This is a genomic window from Bacillus sp. JJ675, from assembly GCF_036963165.1.
GTDB classification, from domain to species: Bacteria; Bacillota; Bacilli; order Bacillales; family Bacillaceae; genus Bacillus; species Bacillus glycinifermentans.
This window is the reverse complement of the sequence record NZ_JBALMR010000003.1, coordinates 14,173-32,146: the sequence shown is the minus strand read 5'-3', so window position 1 is coordinate 32,146 and position 17,974 is coordinate 14,173. Positions and strand designations below refer to the sequence as shown.

The following is a 17,974-nucleotide window of genomic DNA, read 5'->3' as shown; positions in this document are numbered from 1 at the left end:
CGCCGCGAAGTGAGACCGATCAGCTGTTGGCGGATGTTTGGCAGGAGGTTCTCGGCGTCGAACGAATCGGGATCAGCGACAATTTCTTCACGCTCGGCGGGGATTCGATCAAGGGGATTCAAATGGCGAGCCGCCTTCAGCAGCACGGCCTGAAGCTTGAGATGAAAGACTTGTTCCAGCACCCGACGATCGGCGGGATCAGCTCTTATATCGAATCGACGGAAGGAAAGCCGGCCGACCAGGGGCCTGTCGAAGGCGAAGTGATACTTTCGCCGATTCAGCGCTGGTTCTTCGAACGCTCGTTTTCGAATGAGCACCACTGGAATCAGTCGGTTATGCTTCACGCGCCGTCAGGCTTCGACCCTGAGATTGTTGAACAAACATTGCAATCATTAGCCGGTCATCATGACGCACTGCGCATGGTTTACAGAAAAGAAGGCGGCCGGATCATTCAATACAACCGCGGACCGGATGAGAGGGCTTTTGCCTTCCGAGTGGTGAATCTCCAGTACGTCTCAGACGCCCAAGCGGAGATCGCTGCCCAAGCGGAGCGGTTGCAGGCAAGCCTTGATATCGCGAAAGGCCCGCTGATGAAAGCAGAGCAGTATCTGACGGCTGATGGGGACCATTTGCTGATCGTCATCCACCATCTCGTCGTGGACGGCGTGTCATGGCGGATTTTGCTGGAGGACTTTGCAGCGGGCTATCAGCAAGCCGCAAAGAATCAGGATATTGTCCTCCCTGATAAAACCGATTCGTTTAAAGACTGGGCCGAAGAGCTTGCGGTTTATGCGCAGTCCGAACAGTTCCTCAAGACGTGCGGCTATTGGCGCGAACTGGAAAAAGAACGGGTGCCGGCATTGCCGAAAGACCGCATTGTCAGCGAGAGAAAAACAAAAGACACAGCCGCTGCCAAGTTCGAGCTGACCGAGGAAGAAACGCGTCTCTTATTGACGAAAGTTCATGAGCCGTACGGTACGGATATCAATGATATTCTCCTTTCCGCATTGAGCCTGACGATCCGGGAATGGACGAATCAATCGGGGGTCTGTATCAATATGGAAGGGCACGGCAGGGAAGAAATCATGCCGAATATGAATATCTCGAGAACAGTGGGATGGTTCACCGCCCAATATCCGGTTATCTTAAAAGCCGGCGAGGGAGGTTTGCCGGAGCTTATTAAAACCGTAAAAGAAACGCTCCGGCAGATCCCTGATAAGGGAGTCGGCTACGGCATTCTCAGGTATGTAACAGACCGGCAAAAAGCCGGCGATATCGATTTCTCCATCAAGCCGGAGATCAGCTTTAACTATTTAGGGCAGATAGACAATGAAGTGCAGACTGAATTTTTCGGCCCGTCTCCATACGATATGGGACATCAGGTTTCGGAAGAATCGGAAGCCCTCTACGCCCTGAGCTTCAGCGGCATCATCAGCAATGAAAAACTCATCATGTCCTGCTCCTTTAATACAAAGGAGTTTGACAGGTCGACCGTGCAGGAAAGGATCGAACGGTTTAAGCATCATCTGCTTTCATTGATCGACCATTGCACGGCCAAAAAGGAGCGGGAGTTCACGCCTAGCGACTTCAGCGCCGGCGGTCTTGAAATGGAAGAGATGGGCGACTTGTTTGATGTGCTTGAAGAAAATTTGAAATAAACATTGTGCGAGTTGCCCGCTTCACCCAAGCGGGCAACTCCGTGAAAGGGGGACAAAACGTGAGCCAGTTTAAAAAAGAGCATGTGCAGGATATTTACTACTTATCTCCGATGCAGGAAGGGATGCTGTTTCATACTCTGCTGCATCCGGGACAGAGCTTTTATATTGAACAGATCAGCATGCAGGTAAAAGGCTCTTTTCGAAAAGATCTATTGGAAAAAAGCATGAACGTGATCGTCGAAAGGTATGATATCTTCCGGACCGTATTCGTTCACGAAAAAATGAAAAGGCCTGTTCAAGTCGTCTTAAAAGAAAGGCATTTTCATGTGGTAGAAGTCGATTTATCAGGGCTTTCCGAAGAGGAGCAGAAAGAGCGTATCGAGGATTATAAACAGGAAGACAAACGAAAAGGCTTTAATCTGTCAAAAGACATCCCGATGCGAACGGCGATTTTCAAAACGGGAGCAGATGCGTATGAATGGGTGTGGAGCTACCACCACATCCTGCTTGACGGCTGGTGCTTCGGCATTGTCGTTCAAGAGCTGTTCAAAGTGTACAATGCACTCCGGAAAAACAAGTCTTACAGCTTGAAACCTGTCAAACCGTACAAAGAATATATCAAATGGCTCGAACAACAGGACAAACAAAAATCGCTTTCCTATTGGGAAGAATATTTAGCCGGATTTGAGGGGCAGACGACGTTTGCCGAACAGCGGAAAAAGACGAATCAAACAGGCTATCAGCCTGAAGAGCTGCTGTTTACATTGCCGAAAGCCGAAACGGAAGCTTTTGCAAAACTCGCAAAAGCCCGCAATACGACGCTGAGCACGGCGCTTCAGGCGGTATGGTCGGTGCTCCTCAGCCGATATCAGCGTTCGCGCGACTTGATATTCGGAACCGTGGTCTCGGGGCGTCCCGCCGAAATAAAAGGCGTCGAGCATATGGTCGGCTTATTTATTAATGTTGTTCCGAAGCGGGTCACATTCGGCGACAAAACGACCTTTTCGGAGCTGATCGCCCGCTTGCAGAAGCAGATGCTCGAATCAGAGCCGCACCAATACGTGCCGCTTTACGATATCCAAAGCAAAACGGCGTCGCCTGATCTGATCGATCATATCATCGTGTTTGAAAACTATCCGCTCCAGGAAGCGAACAAACAGCAGGAGGAAGACGATCTCGGCTTTTCAATGGGCCGTGTCAGCGTGTTTGAAAAATCGAACTATGACTTGAATCTGCTTGCATCGCCGGGCGAAGAAATGATGCTGAAGTTCGCTTACAACGGAAATGTCTTTGATACATCGTTTGTGGAGCGCTTAAAGGATCAGCTCATAGAAGCGATCAGCCGGATTGCCGGCAATCCGGATCAGCCGCTTAATGACATCACCATCGTCCCTGAAAACGAAAGAAAGCAACTGCTGTATGACTTTAATGCGCCTGAGGAGAAAACAACATCCGCTATGGCGATTCCGCAATGGTTTGAGCATTATGCTGAATTCATGCCTAACGAACCGGCCGTGTCGGCGGCGGGCTGCACGCTTACATATCGTGAATTGAACGACCGGGCCAACCGGCTCGCCCGTTACTTGAGAAAAAAAGGAGTGGGCCGAAAGAAGGCGGTAGCCCTCTTTTTCCGCCGCTCGCCGGACATGGCCGCCGCGATTCTCGCTGTTTTAAAAGCGGGAGGAGCTTATGTGCCGATCGATCCGGAATATCCCGACGACCGCATCCAATACATGCTTGAAGACAGCGGTGCGCTGTGCCTGCTGACTCAGGAGGAGCTCGCCGGACGAACCGTGTCGCTTTCCTTTAAAAACGAAACGGTGTTGATCAATGATCCGGCCGTTTCCGGTGAAAGCGGAGAAAACCTTGGGATAGCCATTGACCCTGACGATCTTGCGTATATCATGTATACATCGGGAACGACCGGAAAACCGAAGGGCAACCTGACGACACACGCCAACATCACAAGAGTCGTCAGAGACACGAATTACATCGACATCACCCGCCAGGACACCTTGCTGTCCCTGTCTAACTACGCATTCGACGGATTTACGTTTGACCTGTACGGCGCTCTTTTGAACGGCGGAAAACTGGTGGTCGCAGGTCAGGACACCATTCTCGATATCAGCAGGCTCACGGAAACGATAGAGAAAGAAAAGATTACTGTCATGTTTGTGACAACGGCGTTGTTTAATCTTCTCGTCGACTCAGGAACCGGCTGGATGAAAGGACTGCGCAAAGTGCTGTTCGGAGGCGAACGCTCGTCTGTCAGCCATGTCAGAAAGGCGCTGGCGGAAATGGGGCCGGGCAGGATCATCCATGTATACGGCCCGACTGAAACGACCGTGTTTGCGACATTCTATCCCGTCGACAGCGTGAGCAGTGAAGCAGTTTCGATTCCGATCGGCAAACCATTGAATCAGACTGCGGCTTTCATTTTGACGGAGAAAAACGAGCTTCAGCCGCTCGGAGCGGTCGGCGAGCTGTGCCTGAGCGGAGCCGGCGTATCGCTCGGCTACTTGAACAGACCCGATCTGACAGCGGAGAAATTCGTCCCGCACCCGTTTATCCCTGGCCAAAACATGTACCGGACCGGGGACTTGGCCCGATGGCTTCCGGACGGCAATATCGAATTTGCCGGACGGATTGACGATCAGGTGAAAATCCGGGGGCACCGGATTGAGCTTGGCGAGATTGAGGAACAGCTTACCCGTTGTCCCGGCGTAAAAGAAGCTGTTGTCCTTGCTGCACGAAGCGGAAGCGGCGATTTAACGCTGACAGCTTATGTCGTTCCGTCTTCCGGCGGCGCCACGGAAGAAGCGCTTCGCGGCCGCCTTGCGCAAAAGCTGCCGGCCTATATGGTGCCGCCTGTCTATTTCATACTTGAAGAATTGCCGCTGACGCCGAACGGAAAAGTGAACCGGCGCCTTCTTCCGGAAGCAGGAGAAGCCTCGGTACGAGAGGAGCGCAGGGAACCCCGCAATGAAACGGAAGCCAAGCTGGAGAGGATTTGGTCAGATGTGCTCGGCCGTCCGCACATCGGCATAGACGAGAACTTTTTCGAAATCGGAGGCCATTCATTGAAGGCGATGGCTGTCATCTCCCGGATATTGAAGGAGCTGGGGGCGGAAGTTCCGGTGAACATCATATTCGAATCTCCGACAATTGCGGCAATGGCTGCGTATATAGACGGCGGAGGCAAAACGGATGAAGCCGATAGAACCGTGTTCAATCCGGAAGCCGGCCGATACGTATTCGCTTTCCCGCCCGTTCTCGGATACGGCATCATGTACGGCAAGCTTGCCGAACAATTGCCGGAATATAAGATTTGCGCCTTTGATTTTATCGAAGCGGGAGACAGAGTCGAGCGTTTTGCGAACACGATCACGAAGCTTCAGCCTGAAGGTCCGCTGACATTGCTCGGCTACTCTGCAGGCTGCGGTCTTGCCTTTGAAGTGGCGCAGCAGCTTGAAAAAAGCGGCCGTGAAGTCGACAGGCTGATCATGATCGATTCGTATATGAAAAACAATGTCAGCGATTTAGAAGGCCGCACTGTCGAAGATGACGTCGCCGTGCTGCTCGAAGTCAACAAAAACAACGAATACATGCAAATCGAAGCAGTTGCGGAAGGCATTGCCGGAAAGCTTGAAGCGTACTATTCGTATTTTGTCGGCTTGATCCATCAAGGACAGGTTGACTCCGATATTCACTTTATTCAATCCGAGTCGCAAAAACCGCTCCCGGTATGGCTTTCTTCGTGGAAAGAAGGAACAAGGGCGTCTTATCGAGAATATCAAGGGTACGGAACGCATGATGAAATGCTCGCTGACGGCTTTGTAAAACAAAACGCGGAGATAGTCAGACGGGCTTTAAGCGAGCGTGCCGTTGTAAACGGGGGTGTATAATCATGAACGATATATTGAAAACTTTCGGGCCGTCTTCGGGCGGCATGCAATTGATTTGTTTTCCGTATGCAGGGGGCTATTCTGCATCATTCCGGCCGCTTTATGACTGCTTAAAAGCGGACTGTGACATGATGGCGATCGAACCGCCCGGCCACGGGACGAATCAAATGGAGCTTGTCGATGATTTGGAGGCGCTCATCGGGATGTACAAGACGGCACTGGAGCCGAAGCTGACCCGTCCGTTTGTGCTGTTCGGCTACAGCATGGGGGGAATAGTCGCATACAGAATGGCGCAGAAGCTCGAAAAGGAAGGAATCTTTCCGAGCGCCGTCATTATTTCGGCGATCCAGCCCCCTGATTGCAAGCGGAAAAAGGTGTCCCATTATGATGATGATGCCTTTCTCGACCATATCATCCAGCTTGGCGGAATCCCCGATGAGCTCGTAAGGAACAGGGAAGTCATCAACTATTTCCTCCCATCCTTCAGGGCAGACTACCGCGCGCTGGAGTCGTTTGTTCACACCGATCATTCGCTTGTCAACTCGCCTGTTTACATATTGAACGGCGATCAAGATGAGAAATGCATGAGAGACGCTTCCGGCTGGAAAAAGTGGGTCAGGGAAGCCGAATTTCATACGTTTGAAGGCGGTCACATGTTTCTCCTCTCAAAAACGGAGGAAGTTGCAGCATGCATCAGGTCGATCCTCGAGGAAGCGGGCCAAACAATACGATAAAACGGAAAATCGGCGATTGTCAGCCGATTTTCCGTTTTTTTAATTGAGGACGCTTTTCTTTTCTTGTAGCGCCGATGATTCCGGCAATAATCACGATCGAACCGGCGATATGATACCATGCGAGCGTTTCCCGCAGCAAAACAACACCCGCCAAAATCGTCACCAATGTGGCCAAATGATTAAACAAGCTGATTTTCGCAGCTTCAATTTTCGATAAAGCATAGTTTGACAAGAAGGATGTCGCAAACGATGACAGCACACCCAAATAAAGAATCGCCAGTACAAAGGCCGGATGCCGGAATGGCGCGAAGAAATCGTTAAGCGTCCCATCAGTCATATGGCCGAACACGGCGATTCCGTTGAAAAAGACGAAGCCCGCGGCCGTGATCACATACGTTAATTCCAATGAGCTGAATCTTTTTGTCATCTTTCTGGCCAAGACGCTGTAGCCTGCTGAAGAAAACGCCGACAGCAGGATCAGTACGGCTCCTTTTACATTGGTGCTGCTAACGCCCGCGCTTTTCATTAAGAAAATGAAAGCCACGCCAGCCGCTGACAAAACCGTGAAAAAGAACTGCCGCCTGCTGAAGCGTTCCTTTAAAAAATAAGAAGCCAACAGCATCGTCAAAATCGGGATCGAGGCTTGTATAATCCCCGCTTCCGAGGAAGACGTATGGACGAGCCCAAAGGCTTGAAAACCAAAAAACATCACCGGATAAAATAAAGCGAGCGGCAAAATCAACAGCACGTCCTTCGCGCGGATGCCGATCTTGACCCAGCCGCACAAAAGGGGAATGAGCGCGGCGCAGAATGCGGCGGTAAAGCGGTGTGCGAGCAGGTCAAGCGGTCCCGCCGCTGCAAGCGCAGTTTTACGAACAAAAATGAAAAACCGATGATAAAGGCGTATAACAAAGCTGCAACATAAGCAGATTTATGCAAATAGGATCACCCCGAATCGTATGCATGCAATACATGTGATTTGACCGGTCTCTGTCATCATATACGGCGGAAAAGTTTGATACAATACAAAAAAAGCATATCTGTACCGATACAGATTCGGAGAAGGAGACAAGCATGCAAAAATACGTCGGGCTGATGAATAAACTGGAGTCGTTGATCGAGGAACGCTCATTTCAAGAGGGGGATAAGCTCCCGTCAATCCGTACGCTTGCAGGCGAGTTTCGCGTAAGCAAAAGCACGGTGATCCGGGCGCTCAGCGAGCTGGAAAAGCGGCATATGATCTACTCGGTGCCAAAAAGCGGCTATTATGTCGTGAAAAAGACGAACAAGCTGCTGAACAGGGAGAGGAGCGTCATTGATTTCGCGGCATCCGCCCCTGATCCTGATGTTTTTCCGTACCTCGATTTTCAGCATTGCATCAACAAAGCCATTGATACGTACAAAAACGATTTATTTATATACGGAACGCCGAAAGGCCTTCCGTCTTTGATCGAAGTCGTCCAAAAAGAGCTCGCAAATGCACAGGTTTTTACGAAGCAGGACAATATTTTCATCACGTCAGGCGTTCAGCAGGCTCTGTCATTGCTCGCTTCGATCCCTTTTCCCGATCAGAAGCGGAAAATCCTGATTGAACAGCCAACTTACCATTTGCTGCTCAAATATCTTGAAGTTCACCGGCTTCCGGTGACCGGGATCGAACGGACGGCGCAAGGAATCGATCTGCAGCGGTTAGAGCTGCTTTTTCGCACAGAGGATATTAAGTTTTTCTATACGATGCCCAGGTTTCACAATCCGCTCGGAAGCTCCTATACCGAAAAAGAAAAAAAGAGCATCGTCCGATTGGCGGAGAAGTACGGCGTTTTCATCGTCGAGGATGATTTTTTAGGAGATTTAGAGGGGAATCAGAAGGTGGACCCGCTGTTTTCCTACGATGTTTCCTCACGCGTGATTTATTTGAAAAGTTTTTCTAAAATCATTTTTCCCGGGCTGCGCGTCGGTGTTGCCGTGCTGCCGGATTCTTTGACAGAGACGTTTAATCAATACAAACGGCTGACGGATATCGACAGTTCGATGCTGTCGCAGGCCGCTTTGGAAATCTATTTAAAAAGCGGAATGTTCGAAAGGCATAAGCAAAAAATCCGCGCTTCATACGAAAAACGGTCGCGCCTTTTGCATGGCTTGCTGAGTGAGCTCGCCGGATCAGCGGGAGAACTTGTTGACTTTCACCCTCCTGATCAGCCATGCGTCCATACCCATCTCGTCTTGGACCGCAAACTCCCGGCGTCCCGGATCATCAAAAACATGAGAAAGCGCGGCGTTTTGCTGGAGCCTGTCGATGCCCATTATTTAGCAGGTTTTCAAAAACGAAATTTGTTGAAAATCAATACCACCAATGTAAAAGAGGAGGATATTCCGCGCGGTATCGAGCTGTTAAAACAGACGATCTGCACATCGCGTTATTAAAAAAAGGCTGTGATTCTTTAGATCACAGCCTTTTACAGCTCATCATACCCTTTAATTTCAATTTTGCCGGGAAAATCGGGCTCAGCGGAACAGACCGCCATTTTATAATCGGGGTCAAGCTCATACGTTTTCATATAACAAGGCGGATGGCCTGAAGGAACCTTCAGTGAAACGCGGCCGTCTTCTGCGAGCTTGACGGAAAACGAATCAAGCGGCAAAGACAGGCCCTTTCCCGCCCGTTTGACAAAGCTTTCTTTCATCGTCCATAAATGATAGAAATAGGATAGCCGTTCAGGCTCGCTTTTTTCCATCAAGTCGCGATATTCTTCGGAGGAAAAAAAACGTTCAGCAATATCGTAATTGACCGGTTTGATTTTTTCGACATCCACTCCGACCGGGGAGCTTCCGGCTGCGCATAAGATCCATTTTCCGGAATGGGAGATATTGAAATGAAAGTTCGGCAAGCCGAGAGCAGACGGCTTCCCATACCGGCCGGAGGTAAATGCAATTTGTTCATTCGCCAGGCCGAACGTTTCGCTGATGATCTTTCTTATGAGGACTTCCCCGATCAGCGTCCGATTGGCGTCTTCCGGATATCTGTATCGCTTCACCTTGTCCTGCTTTTCTTCAGACACCATGGCCATCATTCGTTCGAACTGGCCGGAATTCGGAAGCTCATTCATAGAAACAGCGTAAATCTTCATCACGTGCAACCTCTTTACATGAAATTTAATCTATTTTGATTGTAGCAAACATGAAAGGTAGACGAAAGGAGTTAAAAAACGATGAATGGAACACTGATAAATGACACGTTTTCCGGCAGAGAGCTATTGATCTATCTGCCTCCTTCATATCACACTGGCCGAAAACGCTATCCGGCGCTTTACGTTCATGACAGGGGGGATTTGTTTAATCCGGGGTTTAGCGATAGCTTAGAGATGATTGAACATTTCTGCCGCCGCGGGGAAATGCCGGAACTGGTCATGATCGGCGTGGCTTCAGAAGACAGGGAAAACGAGTATACCCCTTTTCCGCAGCCTCACTTAAAAAAAACGGATCATACATACGGAGGAAACGGCGCTCATTATGCCGAATTTTTGGCAAGGCAGCTAAAGCCGTTTATCGACCGGAACTATTTGACAGATGGGAGCCGCGAAAACACCGGGATCATCGGGAAGTCGTTCGGCGGACTCATCTCGATGTATACGGCATACTTGGAACCGCAAACGTTCGGGAAAATCGGAAGCCTGTCGGGTTCCTTTTGGTTTAAAGGAATGATTGAATATATGCGCGGACACACCTTTCTAAATCCAGATCTGCGCATTTATATGGATGTGGGGAGCACGGAAGGAACAGACCGCGACAATCTTCAGAAAGAAATGATTCCGAGAACAAAGGAAGCCTTCCGCATTTTATCAGAAAGCGGGGTGTCAGGGGAACATCTCAAATTTGTCATTGATGAAGGCGGAGCGCACAGATTCGAGCGGTTTGCGAAGCGTTTTCCGGAAGCGGTCAAATGGCTGTTTGCAGACAGCCGGCCTTTTCTGTCACAACAAAGCACAGAATGACAGGAATTCCTGACCTTTGACTGATATGGTGGGAACTGAAAGGAGAAACAACAATGGAAGTCGTGAATCGTTTGGCTGATAGCATTGATTTTATCGAACAGAATCTTGACAATGAATTGCGCCATGAAGATATCGCAAAGATCGCCTGCTGTTCAAAATTTCATTTTCAGCGCATGTTTTACATGCTGACGGGCAGTACGCTCGCTGACTACATCCGCAAACGGAGGCTGACCGTTGCAGCCCAGGAACTGGCTTCATCAGATGCAAAAGTCATTGATGTCGCTTTGAAGTATGGATACAACACGCCTGAATCGTTTTCTAAAGCGTTCAGCAAGCTTCACGGAATGAGCCCTTCACAGGCGCGAGAAAAAGGCCGGACGCTCAAGGCATTTCCCCGTCTTTCCTTTCAAATTCAAATCAAGGGAGCAGAGGACATGAATTATAAGATCGTCCAAAAAGAATCGTTTCACATCATGGGCAAAGCTATTCAGACAAATGTAAGTATGGAGCAAAACAAAGTCGAGATTCCGGCGTTTTGGGATGAGCTGAACCGAAACGGCTTTACAGAATCATTGAAACCGTTCGCCGGACCGCTCGGCTATCTCGGTGTATGCATGGATTTTAACGAGCAAGCCGACACATTCACCTATGTCATCGGCGTCGAAAAAACGACCGAAGATCTTCCTGAGGGCTGTATCGTGAAAGAAGTCCCCGCATTAACGTGGGCCGTGTTCGATGCCGCAGGTCCCGTGAATCCAACCGTTCAGGCGGCTACAGGTTATGAACATGCAGACGGCCCCGAATTAGAAACCTACCCGGTAGACGGGAACATCCTGGCTGAAGACCATGTCACACAGATTTGGATTCCGATTGTGAAGAAACGCTAAATATATATGATTGATTTATTCAAATTGACCATCCGTCAAAAAGCAAAAATCCGGAAAATGCGAGATTGAGGAAATGTACAATGAGATAAGGGATCGGCAGTTAGGTGAACAGCCGGCGGTAAAAAAAGAGGAAACCGGAACAGTCGTCCTGGTTTCCTCTTATCCGTTTTTCCTCAATGAAAACTGAACCGGCCGGGCCGCTTCAGCACGGCGTCCTGATACAGCGTATGCAAGGAGCCGTTTGGACTGCGGCAGCGAAAAGCGCAAAATCATGCCTGTCAAAATTGCGGTCAGTACGGTGCCGATGCCGATCGGGCCGCCGAGCAGCCAGCCGATAAACAAAATCGTCAGCTCCATGCCGTTGCGGACCCACTGCACATTCCAGCCCGTTTTCTCAGAGATCAAAAGCATCAGGGAGTCGCGCGGACCCGCGCCGAGATTGGCTGACACGTAAATGCCGACGCCATAACCGGTAAAAACGATGCCTAAAAGAAAAATGACGGCCGTTGAGACGTGTGTTTCAGGGTCTGGAAGGATGAAGTTAAAAAAATCTATAAAAATACCGATCAACAGCATGTTTAACAAGGCGCCGATTTTCGGCCAAGCCTTTGTAAACAGCGAGGTCAAGCCGACGATGACTGCTCCGACAATGATCGACCATTGGCCGACGGACAGCCCCAAAAGGACAAACAGTCCATAATGGAACGCGTCCCACGGACCGATGCCGAGCGCTTTTCCTTCAATTGTAAGAGAAACCCCAAAAGACAACACAATCAATCCGACAAAATAAAAAAGCCAGCGCAGAACGAATTCCCGCTTCAATCGATTCCCCTCTTTCCGAAAAAAACAATCGAGTGTTATTGTAACACAATCCGATGCCGATCAGAATAGGAATTATCGACCGAATGCCTGTGAAACAAGCCTTTTGGCTAATTCAAAACGACGGTTTGCCCTGTTTCAGCAGACTCCCGAACCGCATCCAGCAGCATGTGCAGCTTCACGGCATCATCAAAGTCGGGAATGTTCCGCTCGTTTTCAAGAATATCTTTCGCCAGCACGCGATACGCTTTTTCAACATATCCAGCCGGGTGAGCGTCTTTTTCTGCTGACTGTCTGACGTGCTGCCAACGGATATGGTCAGCGCCTGTTAACAAAGCTGAAACCTCGGGATAGGCCATTTTTTCAAGTATAAGGCCGCCGAATTGCACATGTCCGAGTGAACGCTGCTGTGAAAGCCGGAAAGCGCCTTTTTCCCCTTGGATTTCTAAACGAAATGCCGGGTACACGCCGCCTTGAATATGAACGGATGCTGATGCGCCGCTTGCAAGCGTTCCGTTTATGACGATTTGATCAGCGGTATTTTTGGCAATCGTTTCGCCTGTTTCAGTGATGACGGCTTCCGGATAATTGATATTCATCAATGCGGACAGTTCTTTGAAGCCGCCGAGTATATAGCAAAGTGCATCAAGCGAATGACCGCCGTTGATGGCGAGCAGATCAGCGCCGTTTTCCTTTTGCAGCAGATAGCTGCTTTTCTCGTCCGTTACCCCGCCTTTTCCGTGCGTGGAGACGTGCATCGTGCAAGACAGCACCCTTCCGATGTCGCCTTTTTGAACCGCCTGCTTTAAGCAGTTGATTTCCGGGGATTGCCTTGCCTGCAGTCCGACGGCATGGCGGATGCCCGTTTTCTTTGCCAATTCAGCCAGCTTCTTCGCTTGGTTTGTGTCGATCGCAAGCGGCCATTCGCAATACACGTGCTTTTGCTCCCGAATTGCTGCGGTGACTGCTTCATCATGAAACGGAACCTTTACACTGACAACGACTAAATCGACATCCTTAGATCCCGCCAATGCCCGGTGATCTGCAAACGCGAGCGGTGCGCCGATTGCCGCTGCGCTCACTCTTGCGGATTCCATGTTGGACGTTCCGATCGCCGTAATCTGAAAATCCGGATGTTCCGTAAGAACCGGAATATGAGTCCGGCTGGCCCATTGATTATTCATTGAGCCTCCGATGATTCCCGTTTTGATCATACCATGCTTCATCAATGATCCCTCAATTCCATTATGTGCTTTTCACCAGTATAATGAGATATGATGATCATGAAAAATGTTAATATATGATGCTTATATCAATTTTTTTGATGGGAAGGCAGGGAACTGATGGATATAGAAAACATGAAGGCGTTTGTTTCCGCAGCGGAGCTGCAAAGCATATCGGCTGCCGCCGTTAAACTGAATCATCTGCAATCCAATATGACGGCCAAGATTAAAAAAATAGAAGCTCATTACGGACAGGAGCTGTTCATCAGAAGTTCGAAAGGCGTCCGGTTGACAAAAGAAGGGGAAATCCTCTACCGGCAGTTTAAAAAAATGCTGCTGTTATGGGAAGAAACAGAAAATAAAATGAAAATGTACGATGAACAGCTCCGGGTCGGCACGATGCTATCGATCGGGGGAACGAAATTGGTGGGTTCGCCATTAAGCAGGCTTTATCAATTGTATCCGAACTTATCAGTGACGCTGAAAACGGGATCGACGGAATATATCGAGGAACAGCTTCTTCTGGGAAATATTGATATAGCATATACGATCGGATCAATGAACAACAAAAACATCCATTACGAACAATCGGGTGTGGAGGAAATGGTTATCATCGGGGAAGGGATTGAAGAAAGGACGAGATTGGAAGAGTACATAGAGGGCAAAAACGTCCTTATCCTTTCAGATCAATGTTTGTATCTCTCGATCTTGAACAATATGTTCGCGGACATGAACATCACCCGCGGCGAAACGATCGAGGTCGGCGACATGCAGACGCTCGTCCAGCTTGCTTCAATCGGCATGGGCATTTCCCTCGTTTCCAAAAGAGTCGCAAAACGCTTTAAGGCCGGGCCGTTTTTGGAGGCGCCGCCTTCCTGCCGATACGTCAATACGTATATGATCACCCGTTTGCATCATCAGCTGACACCGATCGAAAAGCAGTTTAGAGAGCTTACCCAGTCGCTTATGTACAATGAATAGAAACGAAAGGTTTTCCGAATGAAATAGAATGGAGATTTATCGTTATTTTGCCTTTTAGCCGGCAGGTTTGCCCCCTCTTGTTCGCCTTTGTCCCGCGTTTAAGCCCTTCAATCCGAAAGCTTCTTTTTAAAGGTTAATAGAACATGTTTTTAAACATAATTTTACTTAAACTTCTTAACAATGCGTTAAGAAGTTTTTTACATTAACCGCAAAAACCGCAAAAACCGCAAAAATAAAACAATTTAAAGAAAATTGGCTAGAAATCCTAAAAAATTAGGTATATTGCCCGATATGGCGAGTGAGATATTTTTTTGAAATAAACATAAATACAGTCAGGAGAGAGAAACATGCAGCAAAGCAAGACATCAGATGTACAGAAATGGTTTCCGAGCGAAGACGGAAATGAAGCGAAGAGAAGCGAATTTTTATCGCTCATCGAGCAGCTGATCCGCGGAGTCGACGATTTGAAAAATCCGGATCAGGTCAACCTCAATGGAGTGAAGGACCGGGAAGGGCTTTTTTATGAAAAATTGATTTCCGAAAGCAAAATTCCGGTTTCAGGACGTCCGATGGAAGATGTCAATGAAGAGCTGCTGAAGCTTTTGCACAGCCATCCGTACCATTCAAAATACTTTTTTACCAACATTCTTCCGATGGCCAGCATTCCGGGAATCTTAGGAATGATCACGGCCTTCATGGTCAACGGCAATAATTTGTGGGATGTGTACGGGCCGGCCGGCGCAGAGGCTGAAGTGAAGGTCATCGCGATGATGTCAAAGCTGGCGGGCTATGATGCCGAAAAAAGCGGAGGTTATACGACGTGGGGCGGACAAGGCGCGGTCTTCACCGGACTTCGGATCGCGATTGCGAAAATGGCGCCATCTGCACTTAAGGAAGGCGTTCCTGGGAACTTCTATGCCTTCTGTTCAGAAGCTGCGCATTACAGCTTGTTTAAGTCAATGGAAGCGACAGGGCTCGGCAGCGATCGCCTGATCAAAGTCAAAACCAACCTTGATCACTCAATGGACACGGGCGATTTGCGGAAAAAGATGAGAGAGGTTTGCGAAAATGGCGGTATTCCGGTTTATATCGTCGCCACGACGGGAACAACGGATGCGATCGGGATCGATGACGTCCGTGCCGTGCGGCTTGCCGCTGAAGAGGTATCCCGCGATTTTGAACTGCCTGTACCGCACATTCACGCCGATTCTGCACTTGGCGGATTTTTTGCGTTTTTTAATGATTATGATCTGGATGAGAACGCTTTATCCTTCAGTCCGGGCGTCCTCAGCATGATCAAGCCGATCAAGGAGAAAATGCAGCACTTGCACGAAGCCGACTCGCTTTGTTTTGATTTTCAAAAGCTCGGCCAGACGCCTTATGTCACAAGCCTGTTCCTTGTCAAAGATGCCAATGATTTGAAACGAATTGACCTCGATCCTGAGGAGACGCCTTATGTCGGCCACCGCGGCTATGGCGAGTATCATACGGGCTATACGCTGGAATGTTCACGGATGGCCAGCTCCATCAGCATGTACAGTGCGCTGTTGTCGTTTGGGCGAGAAGGCTATCAAAAGCTCCTCGGCCAATTCCTTGACGTCAATCATCATTTCCGCGGGGAGCTCATCCGCCAGATTCCGCAGGCGGACATTATGAACCCCGACAACCACGGGATGTCAACGCTGTTCCGGATCTATCCTGAAGGGGCGCCGAGGTTTGCCGATGAGATGTCGGGAGAATGCAGCGTTCAGGAGCTAAAGAGGAACAATCTGCTGAATGAAAAATTATTCGAGAAGCTTGGGGAGCATCGGGACAAAATGTTTTTCGGCGATACGAAAAAGCACCTGATCGCCGGGACGCGGGAAGGGATCGAAGTTCCGCTGTACGTCAGCAAATTTTTCGTGATTTCTCCTTATACATTGCCTGAGCACGTGCCGCATATCGTCGCCTACTTAAAAGAAAAAATAGAAGAAGTCTGCCGGCAGTTTGAATCTGCCATGACGAAGTAAAAGGGGATATGGATGATGAATACGCTTAAGAAAAAGTTGACAGGACACATTTCCGTTAAAATCATGGCCGGCGTCGCGTTGGTTTTGATCATTACGATCGCCTGCTTTTCGGCCGTTTTTAATGTGATCAGCAAGGACTTGTCAGAGTAATTAAAACAGCAATTTCAAAACCGTCTTCACACAGACATTAATCTTGCGGAAGACCAAATCAATCGGATAAAAGGCAATAAACTGGACATTACATCCGCAGACAGCGATCTGTATCAACAGACGAAAAAAACGGTGGATGAGCTGAAAAAGAAAAACAAGCTCGAAAATCTTTACATCCTTTCCAATCAGGGAGGAAAAGAACGAATCATCATTTTATCTGATACGGCCGATGATTTCGGGACGCCATATGCTTTTTCAGCTGAGATGAAAGAGGCGTTGGCTGAAAATAAAACGACGGTAAGCGATGTATATAAAGACAAGTACGGAATTCATCAATCGATTTTTCTGCCGCTTACTGACTCTCAAGGGCAGCAGACCGGCATATTGGGCATTGACCTTGATGCTTCCGTCATTCCGCAAACGGCTGAGAAAGCGAAATGGTATACGCTCGGCATTTCGTTATTTGTGATGCTGATCGGGATGCTGATGGCTTATTTCCTCGGTACATACATTTCCAAGCCGATTCGGAAGCTGATGAATGCATCGGAAAAAATCGCAGACGGTGATCTGTCAGCTGAAGTAACCGTTAAGAGCAGCGATGAAGTCGGCAAATTAGCGGCTTCGTTCGAGCGGATGAGCGATAATTTGCGGAATTTGATCGGGCACATTTCAGCATCTTCCGAAGAGGTATCAAGAACGAGCCTTCAGCTGAAAAATGTCTCCTCTGAATCGAGCGAGAGCGCGGTTCAGGTCGCAGAATCGATGAACAGCATGAGCGAGGGAATCAACGAGGTCGTTTCATCGGTTACTGACTGCAGTACATCCACTGCTGAAATAGACAAACAGATCTCGCACGTGACCGAAAAAGTGAACGAAATGAAGCAGGTTGCCGAAGGCGTCAGCAAAGATTCCAAAACAGGCCAGGAGCTTGTGGAAGAAACGCTGCAGCAAACCAATACGATCAAAAACGTCATGGAAGAGTCGAAGCAAGCCGCTAAAGAGATGCAGAACCATACCGACGAAATCGAAAAAGTCATCGGAATGATTTCTTCAATTGCCGAACAGACGAATTTGCTGGCGTTGAATGCTTCGATTGAAGCCGCGCGCGTCGGAGAAGAAGGTCAGGGCTTTGCGGTCGTCGCAGGGGAAGTCAGAAAGCTGTCCGAACGCTCGGCTGAAGCCGCTTTATCCGTTTCACAGCTGGTGGCGGGAACGCAGGAAAGCAGCCGTCTTGTGATGGAGCGCATTGAAGAGGGCAATGAAGCCGTCGATAGAGGACAGATTTTAATCAATGGAACGTACGAGAATTTTTCAGGAATCTTTAAAGGGATTTCTCAATTTGCCGAGAGAACGGATCAATTGCTGAAATCGCTGTTAAAAGTAGAGGAATCGTATGAAAAGATCTCTTCAGCCATGGAGCAGATTTCCGCTGTTACAGAAGAGCAGGCGGCAGGCTCTGAAGAAGTGGCGGCAGCAGCCGAGCAGCAGAGCGCAGGCATGCAGGAGATCGCATCAGCGATCGAGCAGCTTTCAGCTCTGTCTGAGGAGCTGAATAAAGCGGCATCCCGCTTTAAAATAGCCGAATAAACGACAAAAACAGCCTGACCGGTCAGGCT

11 protein-coding genes and 2 pseudogenes are annotated in these 17,974 nt (G+C 49.0%); 9 read left to right on the top strand and 4 right to left on the bottom strand.

All coding sequences use genetic code 11. The features are described 5' to 3' along the window. From V7126_RS00365 to V7126_RS00355, 3 genes are all read left to right on the top strand, one after another. On the top strand, positions 1–1,658 hold a 1,658-nt coding region (locus tag V7126_RS00365), incomplete at its 5' end, for a condensation domain-containing protein (protein WP_335495937.1). 59 nt (positions 1,659–1,717) lie between these two features. Continuing rightward, positions 1,718–5,563, top strand: a complete 3,846-nt coding sequence (locus V7126_RS00360) for a non-ribosomal peptide synthetase (protein ID WP_335495934.1) — start codon at positions 1,718–1,720, stop codon at positions 5,561–5,563. 2 nt (positions 5,564–5,565) lie between these two features. After that, positions 5,566–6,297: a thioesterase II family protein gene (locus V7126_RS00355; protein WP_335495931.1), complete on the top strand. Its 732-nt coding sequence runs from the start codon at positions 5,566–5,568 to the stop codon at positions 6,295–6,297. A 19-nt stretch (positions 6,298–6,316) separates the two neighbouring features. Here the strand turns inward: V7126_RS00355 and V7126_RS00350 are convergent. Next, a pseudogene (locus tag V7126_RS00350) lies at positions 6,317–7,236 on the bottom strand (DMT family transporter). A 135-nt stretch (positions 7,237–7,371) separates the two neighbouring features. Between V7126_RS00350 and V7126_RS00345 the strand changes: the two are divergent. Beyond that, the gene (locus V7126_RS00345; protein ID WP_335495928.1) at positions 7,372–8,721 is read left to right on the top strand and encodes a PLP-dependent aminotransferase family protein; all 1,350 of its coding nucleotides are present in this window, start codon (positions 7,372–7,374) and stop codon (positions 8,719–8,721) included. Between the two features lie 32 nt (positions 8,722–8,753). On the opposite strand, the gene V7126_RS00340 is transcribed toward V7126_RS00345, so the two are convergent. Then, a complete protein-coding gene (locus V7126_RS00340) occupies positions 8,754–9,425 on the bottom strand; it encodes a 4'-phosphopantetheinyl transferase family protein (protein WP_335495925.1) in 672 nt (223 codons plus the stop codon). An 81-nt stretch (positions 9,426–9,506) separates the two neighbouring features. Between V7126_RS00340 and V7126_RS00335 the strand changes: the two genes are divergently transcribed. Both V7126_RS00335 and V7126_RS00330 read left to right on the top strand, forming a co-directional pair. Further along, positions 9,507–10,289 carry an alpha/beta hydrolase gene (locus tag V7126_RS00335; protein ID WP_335495922.1) on the top strand — a complete coding sequence of 261 codons (783 nt, stop codon included), beginning with the start codon at positions 9,507–9,509 and terminating at the stop codon, positions 10,287–10,289. A gap of 53 nt (positions 10,290–10,342) precedes the next feature. After that, positions 10,343–11,176 carry an AraC family transcriptional regulator gene (locus V7126_RS00330; protein ID WP_335495919.1) on the top strand — a complete coding sequence of 278 codons (834 nt, stop codon included), beginning with the start codon at positions 10,343–10,345 and terminating at the stop codon, positions 11,174–11,176. Positions 11,177–11,335: 159 nt separating this feature from the next. Here V7126_RS00330 and V7126_RS00325 read toward each other — a convergent pair whose 3' ends face one another. Together V7126_RS00325 and V7126_RS00320 are read right to left on the bottom strand one after the other, a co-directional pair. Next, the gene (locus V7126_RS00325) at positions 11,336–11,998 is read right to left on the bottom strand and encodes a YczE/YyaS/YitT family protein (protein ID WP_335495916.1); all 663 of its coding nucleotides are present in this window, start codon (positions 11,996–11,998) and stop codon (positions 11,336–11,338) included. 107 nt (positions 11,999–12,105) lie between these two features. Continuing rightward, the gene (locus tag V7126_RS00320) at positions 12,106–13,221 is read right to left on the bottom strand and encodes a Gfo/Idh/MocA family protein (RefSeq protein ID WP_335495913.1); all 1,116 of its coding nucleotides are present in this window, start codon (positions 13,219–13,221) and stop codon (positions 12,106–12,108) included. A 117-nt stretch (positions 13,222–13,338) separates the two neighbouring features. Here V7126_RS00320 and V7126_RS00315 point away from each other — a divergent pair, with 117 nt between their 5' ends. From V7126_RS00315 to V7126_RS00305, 3 genes and pseudogenes are all read left to right on the top strand, one after another. Then, positions 13,339–14,199, top strand: coding sequence for a LysR family transcriptional regulator (locus V7126_RS00315; protein WP_335495910.1), 861 nt, complete (start codon positions 13,339–13,341; stop codon positions 14,197–14,199). Positions 14,200–14,546: 347 nt separating this feature from the next. Continuing rightward, entirely contained in the window at positions 14,547–16,208 is a 1,662-nt protein-coding gene (locus tag V7126_RS00310; RefSeq protein ID WP_046130941.1) for a pyridoxal phosphate-dependent decarboxylase family protein, read from the top strand. Positions 16,209–16,223: 15 nt separating this feature from the next. Further along, positions 16,224–17,945: pseudogene (locus V7126_RS00305) on the top strand (methyl-accepting chemotaxis protein). Positions 17,946–17,974: the final 29 nt, after the last annotated feature.